This window comes from Candidatus Leptovillus gracilis (assembly GCA_016716065.1).
Classification (GTDB): Bacteria; Chloroflexota; Anaerolineae; order Promineifilales; family Promineifilaceae; genus Leptovillus; species Leptovillus gracilis.
In genome coordinates this window covers 198,887-217,257 of the sequence record JADJXA010000005.1, presented here as the reverse complement: position 1 = coordinate 217,257, position 18,371 = coordinate 198,887, and the positions used below count along the sequence as shown (strand labels likewise).

The 18,371-nt window shown below is 58.2% G+C and carries 9 protein-coding genes; 5 read left to right on the top strand and 4 right to left on the bottom strand.

Annotated features, from left to right (window positions below; all coding sequences use genetic code 11):
* Positions 1–12 precede the first annotated feature (12 nt).
* The 5 genes from IPM39_15630 to IPM39_15610 all read left to right on the top strand — a co-directional run bounded on the left by IPM39_15630 (position 13) and on the right by IPM39_15610 (position 11,259).
* Entirely contained in the window at positions 13–4,383 is a 4,371-nt protein-coding gene (locus IPM39_15630; GenBank protein MBK8987483.1) for a PAS domain S-box protein, read from the top strand.
* A gap of 19 nt (positions 4,384–4,402) precedes the next feature.
* Positions 4,403–4,765 (top strand): STAS/SEC14 domain-containing protein, encoded by a 363-nt coding sequence (locus tag IPM39_15625; protein MBK8987482.1) that lies wholly within the window; start codon positions 4,403–4,405, stop codon positions 4,763–4,765.
* A gap of 48 nt (positions 4,766–4,813) precedes the next feature.
* Entirely contained in the window at positions 4,814–7,228 is a 2,415-nt protein-coding gene (locus IPM39_15620; protein MBK8987481.1) for a GAF domain-containing protein, read from the top strand.
* A gap of 15 nt (positions 7,229–7,243) precedes the next feature.
* Positions 7,244–10,726 carry a GAF domain-containing protein gene (locus IPM39_15615; GenBank protein MBK8987480.1) on the top strand — a complete coding sequence of 1,161 codons (3,483 nt, stop codon included), beginning with the start codon at positions 7,244–7,246 and terminating at the stop codon, positions 10,724–10,726.
* Between the two features lie 143 nt (positions 10,727–10,869).
* Positions 10,870–11,259 (top strand): response regulator, encoded by a 390-nt coding sequence (locus IPM39_15610; GenBank protein ID MBK8987479.1) that lies wholly within the window; start codon positions 10,870–10,872, stop codon positions 11,257–11,259.
* A gap of 35 nt (positions 11,260–11,294) precedes the next feature.
* Here the strand turns inward: IPM39_15610 and IPM39_15605 are convergent, their stop codons facing one another.
* The 4 genes from IPM39_15605 to IPM39_15590 are packed head-to-tail and all read right to left on the bottom strand — an operon-like array spanning position 11,295 to position 18,299.
* Positions 11,295–12,464, bottom strand: coding sequence for a methyltransferase domain-containing protein (locus IPM39_15605; GenBank protein MBK8987478.1), 1,170 nt, complete (start codon positions 12,462–12,464; stop codon positions 11,295–11,297).
* A 50-nt stretch (positions 12,465–12,514) separates the two neighbouring features.
* Positions 12,515–13,333, bottom strand: a complete 819-nt coding sequence (locus tag IPM39_15600; protein ID MBK8987477.1) for a PD-(D/E)XK nuclease family protein — start codon at positions 13,331–13,333, stop codon at positions 12,515–12,517.
* Positions 13,330–16,881: a CHAT domain-containing protein gene (locus IPM39_15595; GenBank protein MBK8987476.1), complete on the bottom strand. Its 3,552-nt coding sequence runs from the start codon at positions 16,879–16,881 to the stop codon at positions 13,330–13,332. The genes IPM39_15600 and IPM39_15595 overlap by 4 nt, the downstream gene beginning before the upstream one ends.
* Positions 16,878–18,299, bottom strand: a complete 1,422-nt coding sequence (locus tag IPM39_15590) for a hypothetical protein (GenBank protein ID MBK8987475.1) — start codon at positions 18,297–18,299, stop codon at positions 16,878–16,880. Before IPM39_15590 ends, IPM39_15595 begins: the two co-directional genes overlap by 4 nt.
* Between the last annotated feature and the right edge of the window lie 72 nt (positions 18,300–18,371).

Genomic DNA, 18,371 nt, shown 5'->3' with positions numbered 1-18,371 from the left:
GAGACCGTAACTATGGCCGACAGCAACAGCCAAAACAACCATACCCAAACCAAAACAGAGCGCCAGCAGAGTGAAAATACGCTGCGCCAGGAACGCGCTTTACTCAACAGCCTGCTAGACTCTATTCCCGACCTGATCTTCTACAAAGACGTGGCTGGCGTCTACCTGGGCTGCAATACATCTTTTGCCGAATTTGCTGGCCGGCCGACGGCCGATATTGTGGGTAAGACCGATTTCGATATGTTCCCCCACGAAGTGGCCGCCTTCTTCCGCGAGCAAGATACCCAGATGATGGCTCAGGGTCAGGCGCGGCAAAATGAAGAATGGGTAAATTACCCGGACGGCCGTCGCGTGCTGCTGGATACGCTGAAAACCCCCTTTTACGACGCCGACAAAAAGCTGCTGGGGCTGATCGGCATCAGCCGCGACGCCACGGCCGCCGCCCGCGCCCAGGAAGAGGTGCGACGTTTGGGTTATGTGGTGGAGCAGTCGTTAGACGGTACGGCCGTTGCCGGGCTGGATGGCATTATTCAATTTGTCAACCCCGCCTGGGCGGCCATGCACGGTTACACCACCGAAGAACTCATCGGCCAGCACCTCAGCATCTTCCATACCCCGGCGCAGGTGGCTCAGGAGGTGGAACCGGTTAACCAACAGGCCATCGCCAGCGGTCAACCGCAGCGCGCCGAAATCGGCCACGTGCGCAAAGATGGCTCCACCTTCCCCACACTCATGACCATTGGCCTGCTGAAAGACGGCAGCGGCAATCCCGTCGGTCTTGTAGCTTCTGCGCAGGACATTACCGAACAAAAAATCGCCGGACAGGCGCTGCGTGAAAGCGAAAACCGCTACAAACAAATCCTGGACGCCATCACTCAGATGGTGCTGGTGAAAGGGCCAAAGTCCAGCATTGTGTGGGCCAACAAAGCCTTCCGCGATTATTATGGCATGAGCAGCGAAGAAGTACAGGGCCTGATTGACGCACCCTTCAACGAACCAGACTACACCCAACAATATATCCGCGACGACGCCTACGTTTTTGAGACGGGTGAGATTCTGGAAATTCCCGAAGAATTTGTCACGCGGCACGATGGCTACGTCGGCGTTTTTCATACCGTTAAATCACCTATTCTGGGCGAATCCGGCGCGATCATCATGACAGTCGGCGTCTCAGAAGAAATCACCGCCCGCAAAGCAGCCGAAAAAGAGCTGCTTGAAAACCAGCTTCGTTTGATGCAAGCCAATCAGGTGGTGGAAAACAGCCCGGCCATCCTTTTCCGTTGGCGCGCTGATGAACAGTGGACGGTGGAATACGTTTCAGAAAACGTGGCCCGGTTTGGCTATACACCCGAAGACCTGCTCAGCGGCCGGGTTTCCTACCCGACTCTCATTCACCCCGAAGACCTGGCGCGGGTAGCTCAGGAAATGAGAGATTATTCAGCCAGCGGCGTGGACCGGTTTGCGCAAGAATATCGCATTGTCACCCGCGATGGTCAGGTGCGCTGGACCGATAGCCGCACGGTGATCATCCACGACGACGCCGGGCAAATCACCCATTATCAGGGCATCGTCATAGACATTACCGAGCGCCAGGAGACTGAAAGCGAACTCCAATTGCGCAACTCGGCGCTGGAAGCGGCCGCCGACAGCATTGTCATCACCGATCCGCGCGGGACTATTCTTTACGTCAACAGCGCCTTTACCCGTCTGACGCACTATGAGCGGGAGGAAGCAGTCGGCAACAGCCTCCGCCTGATTAAATCTGGCGTACATGATGAGGCGTTTTACCGGCAGATGTGGGGTACTCTGCTGAAGGGCGAAGCGTGGCAGGGTGAAATTATTAACCGGCGTAAAGATGGCGTTCTTTACCCGGAAGATATGAGCATCACCCCAGTGAAATCGGCCGCCGGTGAAATCACCCACTTCGTTGCTATTAAGCGTGACATTTCGGAGCGCAAAGAAACAGAAAAGACTCTGCGTGAAAATGAAACGCGGCTCCTTGAAGCTACACGCGCGGCGCGTTTGTATTATTGGGAACTGGACATAGACACGCAGCAGTTTACCTTCACGCCGGAATATTATAAGTTGTTGGGCACAACGGCCGAAGAGGAAGGTGGCTATACCATGTTGGCCGCCGACTACGCCCGTAAATACGTGCCGGAGACTGAGTCGGCGATTGTGCAGAAGGAGACCATTGCGGCGCTTGAGACCACGGATCCAAATTTCAGCCGCGAGTTTGATTCGTTGAACATGACCAAAGACGGCCGTGTCATCCCCATTCGCGTGCGCTTCCGCGTCGTTAAAGACAACGAAGGGCGCACCATTAAAACGATTGGGGCCAACCAAGACATCACCGAACAGGTGAAAGCGGAACAGGCGCTGCGCGACGCGCAAATACGCTCGGAGACTATCCTACGTTCTGTATCCGTGCCTATGTTGATCTCCAAAATACAGAGCGGACAAATCGCTTACGCCAACGAAAACCTGGCGCAGATTGTGCGCCAGCCTTTGGATACCCTGGTAGGCAATGCCACGCCGAACTTCTATGTAAGAAGCGAAGATAGAACGGCCGTCATCAGCCAAATCCAAAGCCAGGGGAGCGTACAAAATTACCAATTGCAGCTCAGGCGCAGCGATGGCGAATTATTCTCGGCTTTACTTTCGGCCCGACTCATTGAGTTTGAAGGCGAGCCGGCCATTATCACCAGCCTCATTGACATCACGGATCGCGTTGTCGCCGAAGAAAAGCTCGCCCGTCAGGCCGCCGACCTGCAAACCGTAGCCGACGTGAGTACGGCCGTACGCGCCAATTTGCAAAATCAACAAGAACTGCTGCAGCAAGTGGTTAACCTGACCAAAGAGCGGTTTGGCCTTTACCATGCCCACATCTACCTGCTGGACGCCCCCGGCAAGGGGTTGGCGCTAACCGCCGGCGCCGGCGAAGTAGGGCAGACGATGACCGCCGAAGGCCGGCGTATCTCTCTGGACCAGGAACAATCCATTGTGGCCCGCGCCGCCCGCACCAGGCAGGGCGTTATCATCAACGACGTGCAAACCGACCCCGGTTTCCTGTCCCACCCCTTGCTGCCGCATACACGGGCGGAAATGGCCGTGCCTATGCTCATCGGCGACCAGGTGATCGGCGTGCTCGACATTCAATCCGACCAGCCGGATTACTTTACGGCCGAAGATGCCAATATCCAGACTACGCTGGCGGCCCAGATTGCCATCGCCCTGGAAAATGCCCGGCTGCTGGCTGAATCGCAGCAGGCTGTAACCGAGTTAGATGCCCTTACCCGCCGCCTGACCCGCGAATCCTGGGAAAGTTACTTGCAAAATTTCGACGAGCAGGAAAAGGGATATGTCTATGATTACGGCCAACTGCGGCCGCTAGATGATGCTGGCGATGGCGGACTGGCGCCGACTGCCGGTCAGCCATCGGGCAATGGTTATTTGGCGCAGGCGCTCACCGTGCATGGCGAGCCTATCGGCCACCTGGCCTTTTACCAGGAAGAGGACGAAACGACCCAATCTGATCTAGACACGGCCGAAATTGAAGCTATCGTGGCCGCCGTTGCCGAGCAGTTGAGTGCGCGTATTGAAAATATCCGCCTGACCGATGAGACGCAGGCGGCGCTGCTGCTGACAGAAAATCTGTATGAAGCCGGCCGTCGCCTGAATACGGCGGGCGAAAATTTGCAGGAGGCGGTGGCGGCTGTGGCCGAAGCCGCGCCCATCCCGGCTGTGACCCGGCTGATTTTGTTCCTGACGGAATTTGACACGGGGGGCAATCCCGCCGCCATCCGGCATGTTGCCAACTGGTACAGCGGTAAAGGCAACCGGCCACCGACCGCCGGTGCGCGCTACACGCGGGACGTATTGCAAAACATGGATGCGTTTAACACACGCGAGATAATCACCGTTAATGATGTCGCGCAGGACGAACGGCTAAGTCCATTGATGCGGTTTATGTTCCAGCAGATGGGCACGCCTTCGTTAGCCATCTTGCCCTTGTGGGTAGGCAACCAGCAGTTGGGCAGTCTTTTTCTGGAGACAACCGAGCCTTATCTCTTCCGCGGCGTGGATCTGGAGCCATACCAGGCGTTGTCTGGGCAGTTAGCCATTGCCATTGACCGCCAACGTTTGCTGACAGAAGCTGAACAGCGGGCGGAACGCGAACGGCAAATCCGTACCATTACCGATAAAATCCGGCGCGGCGTAGACCGGGAAACCATTTTGCGCCTGGCGCGGGAAGAGATTGGGCAGATGTTGGGGGCGACAACGGCCGTTGGTCAGTTAGGCACATCGGCGCAGTTGTTACAGCGCCTACACGGCCAGGTTGCGGCCGAAACTGAAGTTGTTATCGGCACAGTTGAATCATAAAAAGGAGTACGCTGGAATTATGGCCCACATTTTTCAAATGCATGCAAACGGCATCCTTCATGTCACGCTAAGCGGTGATTTCACCGAAGATGACTTGGGGGATTACCTGGCGCAGCTAAAATCGTATGTTGAACCATTAAGCATGGACGAACGCCTGGTTTCATTTATGGATGCCACGGAGTTGGAAAACGTTTCCCCCAATGCCCGCCGGGCGATCAATGATTTTGTGAGTGACCCGCGTTTTGGCAAGACGGCCGTACTCGGCAAGAGCCGTTTCGTCAAAGTATTGATTGATTTTGTCATGCGCGCCAGCGGACGAGATCACATCCGTTATTTTACTGATAAAACCACAGCAATGGATTGGCTGAGCAATCATAACTAACAGGCACAAACAGGCAGCCAGGCGGCCGCCGCCTGGCAGGGATAACTTATGACAAAAGAGTTAACCTACGAGCAGTATAAACAGTTGGTAGAAGAACAGGCACAAGGTCTGCTGAACTTCCTGGCTTTTGCCGCTTCTGGTGATCTAAACCAAGAGATCGAAGTCCCGGAAGGAATTGACGTTTTCACGGATCTCGCCATTGGTCTGAGTTACCTCATTGACGATCTGCGCGTTCTGGTGGAACGCGAACGTCAGGCGCAGGTGGTTTTGGAACAGCGTGTGGCGGAACGTACACGAGATCTGGAAAACGCTCTGGCAGAGGTCCGCGCTGTGCAGCGCCGCTATGTTGAACGGGAGTGGTCCGCTTATGCCGCCGACGCGGTGATTGGCGATGCGCTGTTCCCGGAAACGTGGGCGCCGATGGTGGAAACGGCCGTTCTGCAGCAGCAAACCACGCTGCACAGCAATGGCGAGACGGCCCTGGCTGTGCCCGTGCGCTACGCCGATGAAGTGATTGGCTTGATGGGCTTTGGCAGCGATACCGATGAAGTGAATTGGGACGAAAGTGACTTTACGGCCGTTGAAACCATCATGGAACAGGTTGGTTTTGCCCTGGAAAACCAGCGCCTCTTCGACCAAACCCAGGCCGCTCTGGCCGAAGCGGGCGAACAAGCCGAGCGCCTGACCCTGCTCAATCAAATCGCCCAGGTAATTTCGCAAACGCTGGACCGTGGCGAAATGCTCGACGCGGTCTACCAGCAAATCAAGCTCGTCCTGGAAATTGACACCTTCCACATCGGCCTGTACGACGCCGCTAACAACACCATCCATTACCCAGTTTTGTACGAAGGCGGTGAGCGGCAGGTAGGAACCACTCTCCCCTTATACCCAGAAAGCAACAGCTATAAGGTGATACAAACAGGCGAGGCGCTACTGCGACACCTTGCCGAAGAAGAAGTGACTCAACTTAAAGCAAAGACCCCCCACATCCTGTTTGGCGAGACGGATGACGTCACTGCCTCGCTGCTTTTTGCCCCGTTGCGCGTCGGTGAGCGTATGCTGGGTATCATTTCTGTGCAAAGCTATAAATTCAACACTTACGGTCAGGAGGATCTACAGCTTCTCACTGGTATTGCCGGTTACATCGCTGTCGCTCTGGAAAATGCCAGCCTCTTCGCCAGAACAAGACAACGCGCCGCCACCCTGCAAACGTTGGCGGAAATTGAGACAGCGCTATCCCTGGCCGAGACAGAAGATGAGATTCTTGGAGCGATCATCAATCATATACCCCATGAGAACGTCGCCACCGCTTCGCTTTCCTACTTTCATACGGCAAATGAAACAGCGCTGGATGGTGATACGCCGCTCTCCCTGGTCAGTTTGTGGACCTTCGGCGCATTTATGCCGGAACTTATCAATCAATACCACAGTATCCGCCTGGATCAATTTGCTACCACAGAGTTGTGGCAAGAAAACGCCTACGCACCTACTCTGGTCATGGACATTCTTGCAGACAACCGGGTTACACCGCGCATAATAGAAGAAGCCAACCGATTAGGAGGTTGGCGCAGTATCGTGCAGATGCCACTGCGTAGTGGCGGTTTGTGGCAAGGCATTATCACATTCAACTGGCTTGAACCGCAAGAATTTAGCGAAGATGACGAGTTTCTGTTTAACCGATTGATGGAACCTGTAGCGGCCGTTATTGCCTCCCGACGCGCCCAACTGGCCCAGCAGGAAGCCCTCACTGAAACGGAAGGGCTGTATACAGCTGGCGCTGAGTTGAACGCCGCCCAAACCTTCGACGACGTGTTGGCGGTCATTCGCCGCCATACGGTAGCCGGACAAAACGCGCAAATCGTCAGCCTGAACTATTTCGACCGCCCGTGGACGGAGCAAGAACTACCGGAATGGATTGAGGTGGTTGCCAATTATAACGAACTGCCGGCCGATACCGTGTTGAGTCGCTATCCGCTGGCGGCTTTTCCGTCAGCTCAAACCATGCTGCGACCGGATGCCGCTACGGCCGTTGATGACATTGCGACCACGCCCAACCTGGATGAAATGTCGCGTGCGTTATACACACAGCATTTTGGCGCAAAGTCTACTATCTTTGTGCCGCTGGTAGTTGGCGGACGGTGGGTGGGCTATATCAATGCCATTTACCAGCAGGCCACACAATTTTCGGAAAAAGATGTGCGGCGGCTGATGGCTCTGGCCGGCCAGTCGGCGGTAGCGATCCAAAACATTCGGCAGTTGCAGCAGACGGCGCGTAAGGCAGAGCGCGAACAAATGCTGCGCGAGATTGCTGCCCGGGTGCGCAGTTCGGCCGACGTAGATACCATTATGAAAACGGCCGTACAAGAAATCGGTCAGGCGCTTGGCCGGCGCACCTTCATCTACCTGGGTAATGAACCCGACCCGAACACTCCTTCGCCCAGCAAGACCAAAGACGGAGCGTGATAGGATATGCAATCAATGAATACCCGCCTCCCTGAGTCTGTCATAAAAACATGGTTTGTTGAGCAAATTCTGGAACAAGCCACCGACTTTGTTGCCCTCATCAAACCAGACGGCCAGCTTGTTTACGTGAATGAGAACGGCCGTATGCTGCTGAGCATCTGGGACGAAGCCGACCTGGATAATCTGACTATTGCCGATTTGGTAGCGGAAGGGCAGCGGCCGTTGCAGGTCAATACCGCCATCCCCACCGCCCTCCAAGAGGGTTCCTGGCAGGGCGAACTGACCTACCTCAGCCAGGATGGCCTGGAAATTCCCATCTCGCAGAAAATCATCAACACGGCCGTCGGCGATGAAGAAAATCCATTGCTGGTCATCTTCGCCCGCGACATCACCGAACGCAAATGGGTGGAAACCTCCCTCCAGGAAAGCGAAACCCGCTTCCGCAGCTCCTTTGAAAACACCTCCCTGGGCATGGCGCTTGTCAGCACAGAAGGGCGCTTCCTGCAAGTGAACGATCCCTTATGCGCCCAGATGGGTTACGATGAACAAGAATTTCTCAGCCTTGCCTTATTCGACCTGCTTCAGGCCGACGGCAGCCAGGAAATCACGCTTGCCTTACAAAGACTGCAATCGGGGGCAATCCACTCCATCAACCAGCAGCTTCAGTTTGTCCACAAAAACGGCCGTGCCATGTGGGCCAACTTAAATGCTTCGACAATTGTAGATATTTACGGCCGTGTCACCTACTTCCTGGTCCAGATGGAAGACATCCACCAACGCAAAGAACTCGAAAACCAGGTCCAGGAATCGCTGCAAATCAATCAGCGCCAACTAGAAATCAACCAGGCGTTGGCTACCGCGCAAAGCGAGCAAGAAATTCTGGACATCATCGTGCAAAAAGCCGGTTACTTCCCCAACGTTGCCCTCTCATTCGCCTTCATCGAATACGACGGTGGCGAACGGGTAGACGTGGTCCGCGCCTTAAACACCTTCAACAGCGGCATCCACCTGATGCCGTTAGGTATGCGCACGCTGTGGAAAGATTCGCCCATCACCCGGCTGTATGCCGAAGAAACTATCTTTGTCAGTGGTGACGTCAGCGCCGATGGCCGAATTGACAAGTTAACCAAGACAATGTTCGCCACTTCGCGCGTGAAGAGCTTCGCCATCTTGCCGCTGGTCGCCAGCGGTGAATGGTTGGGCAACATGGCCGTCATGAGCAAAGATGAACATCTCTTCGATGAGACGGTGCTGCCGTTTTATCGCAATCTGGCGGAACAGGCCGGCATTGCCCTGCGCGCTGCTCGTCTCCTGGCGAACATCCAGGCCTCTTTGGAATCGCGCAGCCGCGAAGTGGCCCTGAGCGTGCAGATCGCCCAAGAAATCGCCACAGCCCACGACTTAAGTGGGTTGTATGAACGGGTTGTCAACCAGGTAAAAGAAAGCTACCAGTTCTACCACGTCCAACTGCTGCGCTATGATCCATTCCTGGACACCGTGGCTTTAATTTACGGTTATGGTGAGATAGGGGCAAAAATGCTGGCTCTCAATCATTCCATGCCCATGGGTGTTGGGTTGATTGGTACAGCCGCGGCCACCGGCCAGATTGTTCGACGCGACAATGTTGCCAGTGCGCCAGATTGGCAGCCCAATCCCCTTCTCGCCGAAACCCGCAGCGAAATTGCTGTGCCCATTAAACTGCGCGATGAGGTATTGGGTGTGTTGGACATTCAAAGCGACAAACTAAACGCCTTCAGCGACAACGACCAACTGGTGTTGGAAGGGTTGTGCGGGCAGATTGCCATCGCCATTGAAAGTACGCGCCTGCGAGAAGAAATGGACGCCCGTATGAGTGAACTGACCACCCTTCAACGGTATATGAGCCGTGAAGGCTGGGAGACTTACCGCGCTCACAAAGAAAAGACACTCTCCGGCTATCAATTTGATCATCAGGGGGTTGCCACGCTGTCAGCGCAGCCCGCGCCCAACGCGGCCCAAACCAATGGCGACGGCCGTGCCAACCCCAATGCCATCGCCCCATTTGCCAGCCTGGACATCCCCCTCACGGTACTGGGTGGCGAAATCATCGGCCAGTTGGGTGTTCAGTCCGACCCCGAAAACCCCCTCAGTGACGACGAACTGGAATTTCTCCGGTCCATCTCCACCCAGGTTGCCGAGGCTTTGGAAGCGGCCCGCCTGTTTGAACAAACCCAGGAATCCCTCAACGAGCAAGAACGACTCTCCACCCAACTGGAAACGGTCGCTCAGGTAAGTACGGCCGCTTCTACCATGCTGGAGGCCGACGCCCTGCTCCAGGCAGTGGTGGACCTGACCAGAGCCAGCTTTAACCTCTACCATACCCACATCTACCTGCTAGACGAAGACCGCAACCGCCTGGTACTGCGCGCCGGCGCCGACCAGGTTGGGCGACTCATGACCCTCGAAGGGCGCGAAATCAACCTGAACGCCGAATCATTGGTGGCCCGCGCCGCCCGCACCCGCGTTGGTATTGTGGAGAATGATGTGCGCAAGATTGTAGACTTCCTGCCCAACCCGCTTCTGCCCCACACGCGGGCGGAATTAGCCGTGCCCATGGTTGTGGGCGACAGGCTTATCGGCGTGCTAGACCTGCAAGCAGACCGGGTGGATTACTTCACCGAAGAAGACGTGAACATCCATCGCACGCTGGCCTCCCAGGTGGCGGTCGCCGTACAAAATGCCACCCTGTTCGCCGAACAGGTGCAAGCATCCGATAAGCTGCGCGAGGTTGACCGGCTGAAATCTGAATTCTTAGCCAGCATGAGCCACGAATTGCGCACGCCGCTCAATTCCATCATTGGCTTTGCCGACGTGCTGCTGGAAGGGCTGGATGGCGACTTAAACGAACGTATGGAAGAAGACGTGCGCCTCATTCGGGATAGCGGCAATCACTTGCGCGCCCTCATCGGCGATATTTTGGACATGTCCAAAATTGAAGCCGGCCGCATGGAGCTGCGCTATGAAGAGATAGACATGCGCCAGATGGCGAACGATGTCATTGCCACCGCCGCGCCCCTGGCCGAAGCCAAAAAACTCGCTCTGTACTGCAACATTGACGACGATGTGGACATTGTTGAAGCGGACCGCACCCGCCTGCGGCAAGTGATGTGGAACATTGTCGGCAACGCCATCAAATTCACGGAGAAAGGGCACGTCGCTTTGAACTTACAGATGCGTAACAACAATTTGTTGGTGGCTATCGAAGACACCGGCATTGGCATTAAAGAAGAGAACGTCTCCATTGTATTTGAGCAGTTCCGCCAGATTGACGGTAATTTGAACCGCAGCGCCGGTGGCACGGGCCTGGGCATGCCGATTACCAAGAAACTGATTGAACTGCATGGCGGCGAAATCTGGGTAGAAAGTGCGGTGGGCAAGGGCAGCACGTTTTGGTTTACCATTCCTAATGTGCAATATATTCGCCGTCGCCGCGACACAGCGCCGCTGGATATGGAATAGCCCCACTGTTTTATGGTTACTTGCCGGCCCGAAGGGTTCCTGAAAATCCTTCGGGCCGAAGCGAAGAAGTCTTACATAAATTTCTGATACCTGCTAAAATGGGCGAGATACTATTTTAGTGAGGTTCAACACCAAGAATTGTTATGCCAAATGAACGTAAGCAGGTTCTCTGCGTCGAAGATAATCCGGTTAATATGCTTTTAGTCTCGCGTATTGTGGAGGCTGAAGGGCATGAGTTGATCAGGGCTGAAGATGGCCCCGCCGCTCTCTCGATTTTAGAGAAGATGGAGCCGGACATTATTCTGTTAGACATTAACTTGCCGGGCATTGATGGGCTGGAGTTGGCCCGGCGATTCAAAGCGGATGCGCGTCTGGCGTCTATACCCCTGATTGCTACGACGGCTCAGGTGTTGGTGGGTGATCGGGAGCGCTGCCTGGAGGCTGGGTGTGATGACTACCTGCCCAAACCGCTGGACATCCGCAAATTACGCGAAGTGATGCGAACGTATTTGAATCGGGAAGATGTTGGTTAGTTGGTTGGTTAGTTTGTGACCAACCAACTGACCAACTATATAACCAGCCCACTCACAATCACCCCCGCTTTGCCCTCTATTTGCGTTAAGAATATAGTGCGCTGTTCGTCACCTTGCAGGCGGAGCTGCTTTTGCAGCCATTCCGGCTCCAGGGGTGAGCCGCGCTTTTTGATGACAACGTGACCGACGTGGCGCTGGCGCAGGTAATGACGCAGCCGTTTGAGCTGGAAGGGAAAGGCGTCTTCGATGGGGTAGCAGCGGGCGAAAGGGGTTGGTTGGGGGGTCACGGCCGTTAAATAAGCTATCTCCGCATCAATCTTCGCCGCTGCCAATAGGCGCGCTAACTCTTCTACCAAATGTGCCCGGATCACCGCGCCATCTGGTTCGTATAGGTAGCCTTGCGGCGCGACGATGGTCACCGGGTCGCCGGGTTCGCTGGTAAGCGAATGGCCGCCGGGCAGCAGCGTCGCCCGCCGCGCCGCGCCGGAATGCAGCGGCCCAAACCACAATACCCCCTCTTTGACTTCCCCATCTACCGAGATGAATTCTATTTCGGCGTCCGGCGGCAGTTCGGCATAGTCTGCACCGGGGCTGATCTTAACGGCCGCTGCCGCCACCTTTGCCCGCCACCCCTCTATCAGACTGAGGGGCGGCTGGTACTGCTGCACGGAAAAGAGCCGACGGCCGTGCGCGTCGCGCCGGGCCGGGTCGAAAAAGAGGGCGTCGGCTGGCAAGGGGGCAAGCTGGCGCAAATCGGCCTGGAGGGGCTGGAAACGGCCGTCGCCCGCATACACTTGCACGTTCTGCCGCGCCATCGCCAGCCGCACCGGGTCCAAATCCACGCCAATGACATGGGCGTTGGCCGCCAGCGCCAGCGCGTCACCGCCGATGCCGCAGCCCAGGTCGGCCACCCACGCCGCGCCCAGACCGGCAAAACGGCGCGCCCGGTACGCGCCAATCCCCTCGCCCGACGCCTGCTCCAACGCCCCGCGGGTGAAGTACATCTGGTCGGCGCGGCTGAATTTGGCGGCCGCTTTCTGGCGCAGCAGGACGGTATCCAGCACCGCCTGGGCCAGCGCCGGGGCAATCTGCCGGCGCAGGTCAGCGGCGATGGACAGGTGGGTGGCAGGGGTAGGAACGGCCGTGTCTGCCAACACACGCTGCCCTTCCGACGACAACAACCAACGAAATGCGCTTAAGTCCATGACAGGGTGGGGTGAGATTTGTCCAATCTCCAAGATTGGACAAATCTTTTTCAGGGGGTTTGCGGCTCCAGGTTGAGAAAATCCACCTCGTCCGGCGCTTCCGCATCGTCGGGTGGGGGCAGGTGGGATAGCCCGGCCGCCTGACGGCCGCAGTAGACCTGGTAAGCGCATTGGCGGCAGGCGGCCCAATCGTCGGTGAGCGGCCAGTTGTCTTGAGTCAGGGCGGTGTCTATTTGGGCGACGATGGCCTGGATGTCGGCCCAGTTTTGCGCGTGCCAGGCGGCGGAGTAGGCGATGGTGCGCGGGGCGTCGGGTTCGGCGGCGTACCAGTAGGTGATGGCGACGTCGGCGGGAGATGGGGAACGGCCGTTGCCCCCCAGCGCCGCGCCGCCTTCGGCCAGCAGCGCCAGGTAAAGGCGTGTCTGCCAATCCTGGCGCAGGTCGCGTTCGCGCCGGGGGTGGCCGGTTTTCCAGTCGTAAATGTGGGCGAAGGGACGGCCGTCGGCTTGGGCTTTACCCACCACCAGTAGATCGAAACGGCCCAGCAGCAGGTGGCGGCCGATGGGCACGGTGAGGCGATGTTCGGGCAGGCGGTTGCCCGGCGGGACAGCCGGTGGGTGGTTTTGGAAAGCGCGCCACCACTGTTGGATACGGCCGTCGGGGACGTCTGTCGGCGATGCGGCCAGGCCCAGGAAATGGCGTTCCATCACCAGGTGGAACTGCTGACCACGGACCAGGGATTCTTCGGAATCGTCGCCCAAGGGGGTATCGGGCCAGGGCAAGTGGCGCAAGCTGCGCAGGTAGAAGCGGCGCTGGCAGGTGAGGAAGGCGGCCAGTTTGCCCTGGCTGAGGAGGAGAGATTCGGTCATGCAGCCTCCGAAAAGTTGTCTGGAGCCGAAGGTCGGCGCGTTTCGACAAGGTCAATCAGTTCCGTCAGGCGTCCCTGACGTTGAATTTCATCTACCAGGGAAGCGGCTTCGGTCTCGAGGGTGGTGCGGGTGAGATTTTCGTAATCCACGCCCAATTCAAAGGCCAGCGTACGCAGATCATCGCTGCTGAAGGCCTCCGTTAAGACAGGCGTCAACCGATCCACAGCGTCGTGGCGAGGCAGGCGCGTATTGCCAAACATTACATACTCCTCCTCTACGCCGATGCCTTTGGGAACAGCCGGAGCAGATCCGCGCTCCGGCTGAATGGGCACGCGGACACCGCCAATGGTGACGTATTCTTCGCCGATCTCTACATTGGCGGGCGTTTTGGGGGCTGTAGGTAGTTGCGCCGCCTGCACTGCGGACAGCAGTTCCGGCAAACGGCCGTGTCGCTGCATATACAGCACCAGTTCCCGCGCTTTTTGATTGAGCTTGTCGCCGGCCAGATCATCATACCAGACGTTGAGTTTTAGGGTCAGCTCTTGCAGGTCGTTCAGGGTAAAGGTTTCGGTAAGCAGCCGATAGAGCGCTACTGGATCAATCTGTGGTTCTGGGGTAACGGGTGGCGTTGGCGCGGGGGTCAGCGACGGCCGTTGCCGCAAGATATACGCCTGCAACTCCGGCAGCCGGTTACGCTGCTGCGCGTATTGGACTAATTCGACCACTTTGATCCGTTTGCTGTCGCCCCGCAGCGCATCGAAGTCAATTTCCAGTTCAAAACAAAGCAGCCGGATTTCTTCCAAGTTGAAATAGTCGTCGAGCCATTGGCGCAGGGTCGTGGAATCCACTGTGGCGGCCGGTGCTGGCGGCGCGGCCTCTTTTTGGCGATAAGCAAAGTTAACGGTGGGGCGGGCGTCCAAAATCGCCAGGGCCAATTCTTGCAAGCGACCGCGTCGCTGCATGAGGCCGACCAGGTCTACCAGTTTGCCGCGCCGCCCTTCGCCGGTCAGCGCGTCGTAGTCAGTTTGCAACCGGAAGCACAAATCTTGCAAATCAGTCAGGGTAAAATGTTCGGCCAGGGCTTCGTAGAGGTCAACGGCCGTTAACTCACTGCGCCACACATTGCCATGCGGCGTGCTGGTGAACAGCACCAGGTCGGCCCCGGCTTCGTCACCTTCGACGGCGGTGACCGAAGCGCGGCGCAAGTCGGTGATGGCTTCGTCCAGCCATGCACCAGCCGCCAAATTTTCGTAGAACGCGGTCAGGAGCAAATCAAACTGCTCTCGCGCCAGACTCGGCCAGGCGAGAACGGCGGGAATGCCCGCCGCCGTCAGCTTTTGCGCAGCTTGCAGCGTGGGCGACCATTGCTCGTCGTTGACGGCCGTGAGCACCACCAGCGCCACGTCACGCCCCTGCACCATCGCCGCCAGTTCATCCACCGTCGGCATTTGCCCCCGCCCGGACACGTTGAACAGCAGCCGCAGTTCATCCCGCTCTGCAACAATGGGGACCATCAAATGCAAAACATGAACCGGGTTGGCGGCCAGAATTTGGTCAAAAAACAGAGAGGTCTGGTTGAGAAGCGTCAGATTTACCTGCCCGGAGAGGCGCGAAAGGCGCGATTGGAGTTCATAGGCCAGTTTATCCGGGTCGAAAAGGATTTTGCCCTGCTCTGGGTTGGGTGTAACCAGCAGAATTTCGATGGGTTTAGGATTGGCGCGGGTGCGGAACACGGCCGTTTGCGGCGTATAGCGCACCACAGAAATATCTTCCTGCTGGGCCAGAAAGCCCAACGCCTCGTCGTGCAGCCATTCCCAGGGCAGCGCCAGCAGGTCGGCCCCGGAGAGGAACAATCGCAGGCGCAGCCGTTCGCCGGCCTGCTGCGCCTGCGCATAACTGGCGCGGAAAAGCGACTCCACCTCGCCGGCAAAAAACGCGCGGAACAAATCCGCGCCGATGGGTTGGCGAGGTGAATTGGGATGCACGTGGCGCAGTTCGTCCAGAATGCGCCGGACGAGCGATTCGGCGTCGTAACGCTGAAGCGGCTGTTTGAATTCGCCCGCCGGAGAAGACATGACGGTGACTTCATACGCCGGTCGTTTGGTCGCGGCGTCCTGAATGCGGAGGTCGAAGTTTTGATAAACCACATCCAGGGTATAGCTTGCGTAAGTGGTCGCGGCCAGGGCGTCGCGCACAGGGCTGGAGAGGCGGGTGGTGAGCAAGAAGCGCAGTTGCGGCACGGCCGTTTGCAAACGCAGGCACACATCCAAAATGGTGGCTTCGCCGGCGTGTTCCGTACCAGCGTCCAGGTCATCCACCAAAATCAGGACGTAGCCGGGCATGACGGGCGACTCAACGGAGAAACTAACCGTCGGCAGAAACAAGCGATTTAACGGTTGCAGCAGCAGGCGCTCTAGCAGAAGGTCTAACCCGGCTGTGGCGTCTGGGGGTGGATCGGTGGATAGGGCGGCGCGGAAGGTCGGGTAACGGTCGGCCAGTTGGCGGCTGAGGCTGCGCACGAACAAATGGGGAGCCAGAGTCTCCGGACGGCCGTCCATGCAGAAATGATAACCACCCGGCGGCGTGTTTTTGACAACGTTGACGGCCAGTTCCGTTTTGCCGCTGGCAACCTGCCCGGTGATCAGCAGCAGCGGGCCGCTGGCCGGATCGTCCAACCAGTGGGCGACGGCGCGCAAGGCGGCTTCCAACTTGCCGGAACCATCATCAAGCTGGCGGCTGACAAAATCGGCAAAAAAAGCGGTCAGGTCGGCGGCGGCATCGGGGCCGGTTTCGCCGGTCGTTTCCGGGGCCAGTTCGGCGCGCAAATCGGCGGGCAGGGGAACGGCCGTTTCCCCAATGGCGATTTCGTCCGGCGTGGCAAAAGCGGCCTGGAGGGTGGCAACGGCCGTGGCCGTGTCGCCGCGGGCGTAGGTCGCCAGGCTTTGGCTGATGGTTTGGGCGCGGGCAAACTGCGCTTTCGTCTCCGGCGCGGCCGTCGGCCAGTTGGCGATGGGATGGCTGACCGCCTCCACCAGCGTCGCCAGACGAATCATTTGCGCGGCGTCGAGCGGCTGTCCATACACCGTGTCCAGATAGCTCATCAACTGCGGCGGATTGGCGTAAGCGTAAGCGGCCAATCGCTGCGCCTGCCCCAACTCTTGCAGGTCGGGGTCCGGGCTGGTGAAAAAGCGGTCTACGTATTGGTCCAAAAACTGGGCCACCTGTTGGGCGCGCAGCAGGCCAAAACGCGGGTCGGCGACCAACGATTGCATCAATTCGGCCCGCAAAGGCTCGGCAATGGCGTACAACTCGTGGCCGATCTCCTGACACAGCGGCGAGAGCAGCAAATCGGCGACGGCAATCCAGGGAATGGTGAGGGGACGGCCGTTCACGTCTTCGTTGAAATTAAACCAAAGCGCATACAGCAGGTCGGGCGACAGAGCCAGAGGCAGCGCGGCATGAGCGGCAAAATCGAAATGCGCCGGGCCAAATCGCGCCTTAAATTGCTGGATGGCGCGCTGCGCCTGCCGGGTTTTGTAGGTACTCATAGGGTAAATGCGCGGGCGGCGCGGCCTCGCAACACGTCTATAGCCTGGTAAAGCCCCTGCCGGTCCATGCTGAACATGGGCAGCAGCCGGGCGATGGCTTCGGCGCTAGTGTTCGCCCAACGCTCTTCGGGCATGGGGTTGACCCAGGCGATGTGTTCAACGCCGACGCTTTTAAGCTGGTAGAGGAAAATGGCGGTGTGTTCGATGCGCGCCTCATCCCAACCGCCGCGGGCGGCCCCGGCGTCGCTGAAAATGAGCGCGCCGGTCTCCAACCCCTGGAAATCGCCGATGATGTCGCTGATCGGCCGAACGTCGCGCAGTTGTTCGCGGCGATAGAGGAGATGTTCGCGGTAGGGATTGGCGGCGGTGGGGCGCGGCGCGTCTTTGGGCGGCGGCGGGCAATCGTGGAAGTAGTAGGTGTCGGCGCGGCCTAATTTTCCGGCGTCAACGGCCGTTTCCCGCAGCCGCCGCGCCAGAACGTGAAAGGGAGCCATCGAGCCTTCCTGGTCTATCAGCAGCAGCAAACCGGCCTTGTTGACGCGCCGGGGCCGCAAAACCGGCGTCAGGAAGAAGCCGTTCTGGCTGATCTGGTGAATGGTGGCCGCGACGTCTACCTCCACCGGCGGCCCTTCGCGGCGCGGGCGGCGCAGGTAGCGCCAGCTTTGTTTCATCTGGCGGCGGGTGACAGGCAGGTATTCGTTGACCAGCAGATATTGCTGCAAAGCCACTTCGCGGTCTTCGGTCTGGCTGAGCAAGAGCGGCGCAGCTTCGATGACCAGGTCGCCCGGCGTCATGGTGGAGGAGGCGGGCAGGGATGGCTGCGGCTTCGGGCGCTGCCCTGGCTGGCTTTGCAGCGGCGGCGGTGATGGCTCGGTTGTCGTGGGGCGAACGGCCGTCTGGTCGGGCTGGCTTTCGGGCGGGGGCGCGGCCGGGCCTTCCGGCGCTGGCGCGTCGGCCGGTTGGTCGGCGGGTAGCTGGATGGTGACAAGCTGGTCGAAGTGGGCGTCTATGATGGCCTGCTCGGTGGGGGAGTTGGCCCAGACGATGCGGCAGAGACGTTTGAGGGCATCGGGGTCGGTGGGAGTGGAACGGCCGTGTCCTTTTTGCAAGGCCTGCAACATCAGCATGTAACCATCAATGCCCAGCGGCAGGTCGGCGGCGCGGCGCAACTGGTCGAACAGGCGCGTCACCTGCCCCACCAACCGGCTGAAGGCCAGCGCCTGCTCTACCGCGGCGGCGTCTACGTCTGACGGCAGCAGGCCCGGCGGCAGCGGGTCGGCGGCTTCACCCGTCCAGGCAAACATCAGGGCAGGCAAAAACAGCCGGTATTCGTCGCTGCCGGCGGGCAGCCCAGCCTCTTCCAGAAAATGGATGAAGCGTGTCGTCGCCGAAATCAGGTCGGTTCGAGCCGTTTCCATAGGGTTGGTAGAGTTGGTACCTTACGAGCCAACTTTTTGCACAGTAAGCAAGAATATCGTCAAAGATTTCGC

What these genes read in the sequence shown, in the direction of transcription:
- IPM39_15605 (MBK8987478.1), bottom strand. Translation starts at nt 12,464, where the DNA reads ATGGACTTAAGCGCATTTCGTTGGTTGTTGTCGTCGGAAGGGCAGCGT.
- IPM39_15590 (MBK8987475.1), bottom strand. Translation starts at nt 18,299, where the DNA reads ATGGAAACGGCTCGAACCGACCTGATTTCGGCGACGACACGCTTCATC.
- IPM39_15615 (MBK8987480.1), top strand. Translation starts at nt 7,244, where the DNA reads ATGAATACCCGCCTCCCTGAGTCTGTCATAAAAACATGGTTTGTTGAG.
- IPM39_15630 (MBK8987483.1), top strand. Translation starts at nt 13, where the DNA reads ATGGCCGACAGCAACAGCCAAAACAACCATACCCAAACCAAAACAGAG.
- IPM39_15610 (MBK8987479.1), top strand. Translation starts at nt 10,870, where the DNA reads ATGCCAAATGAACGTAAGCAGGTTCTCTGCGTCGAAGATAATCCGGTT.
- IPM39_15600 (MBK8987477.1), bottom strand. Translation starts at nt 13,333, where the DNA reads ATGACCGAATCTCTCCTCCTCAGCCAGGGCAAACTGGCCGCCTTCCTC.
- IPM39_15595 (MBK8987476.1), bottom strand. Translation starts at nt 16,881, where the DNA reads ATGAGTACCTACAAAACCCGGCAGGCGCAGCGCGCCATCCAGCAATTT.
- IPM39_15625 (MBK8987482.1), top strand. Translation starts at nt 4,403, where the DNA reads ATGGCCCACATTTTTCAAATGCATGCAAACGGCATCCTTCATGTCACG.
- IPM39_15620 (MBK8987481.1), top strand. Translation starts at nt 4,814, where the DNA reads ATGACAAAAGAGTTAACCTACGAGCAGTATAAACAGTTGGTAGAAGAA.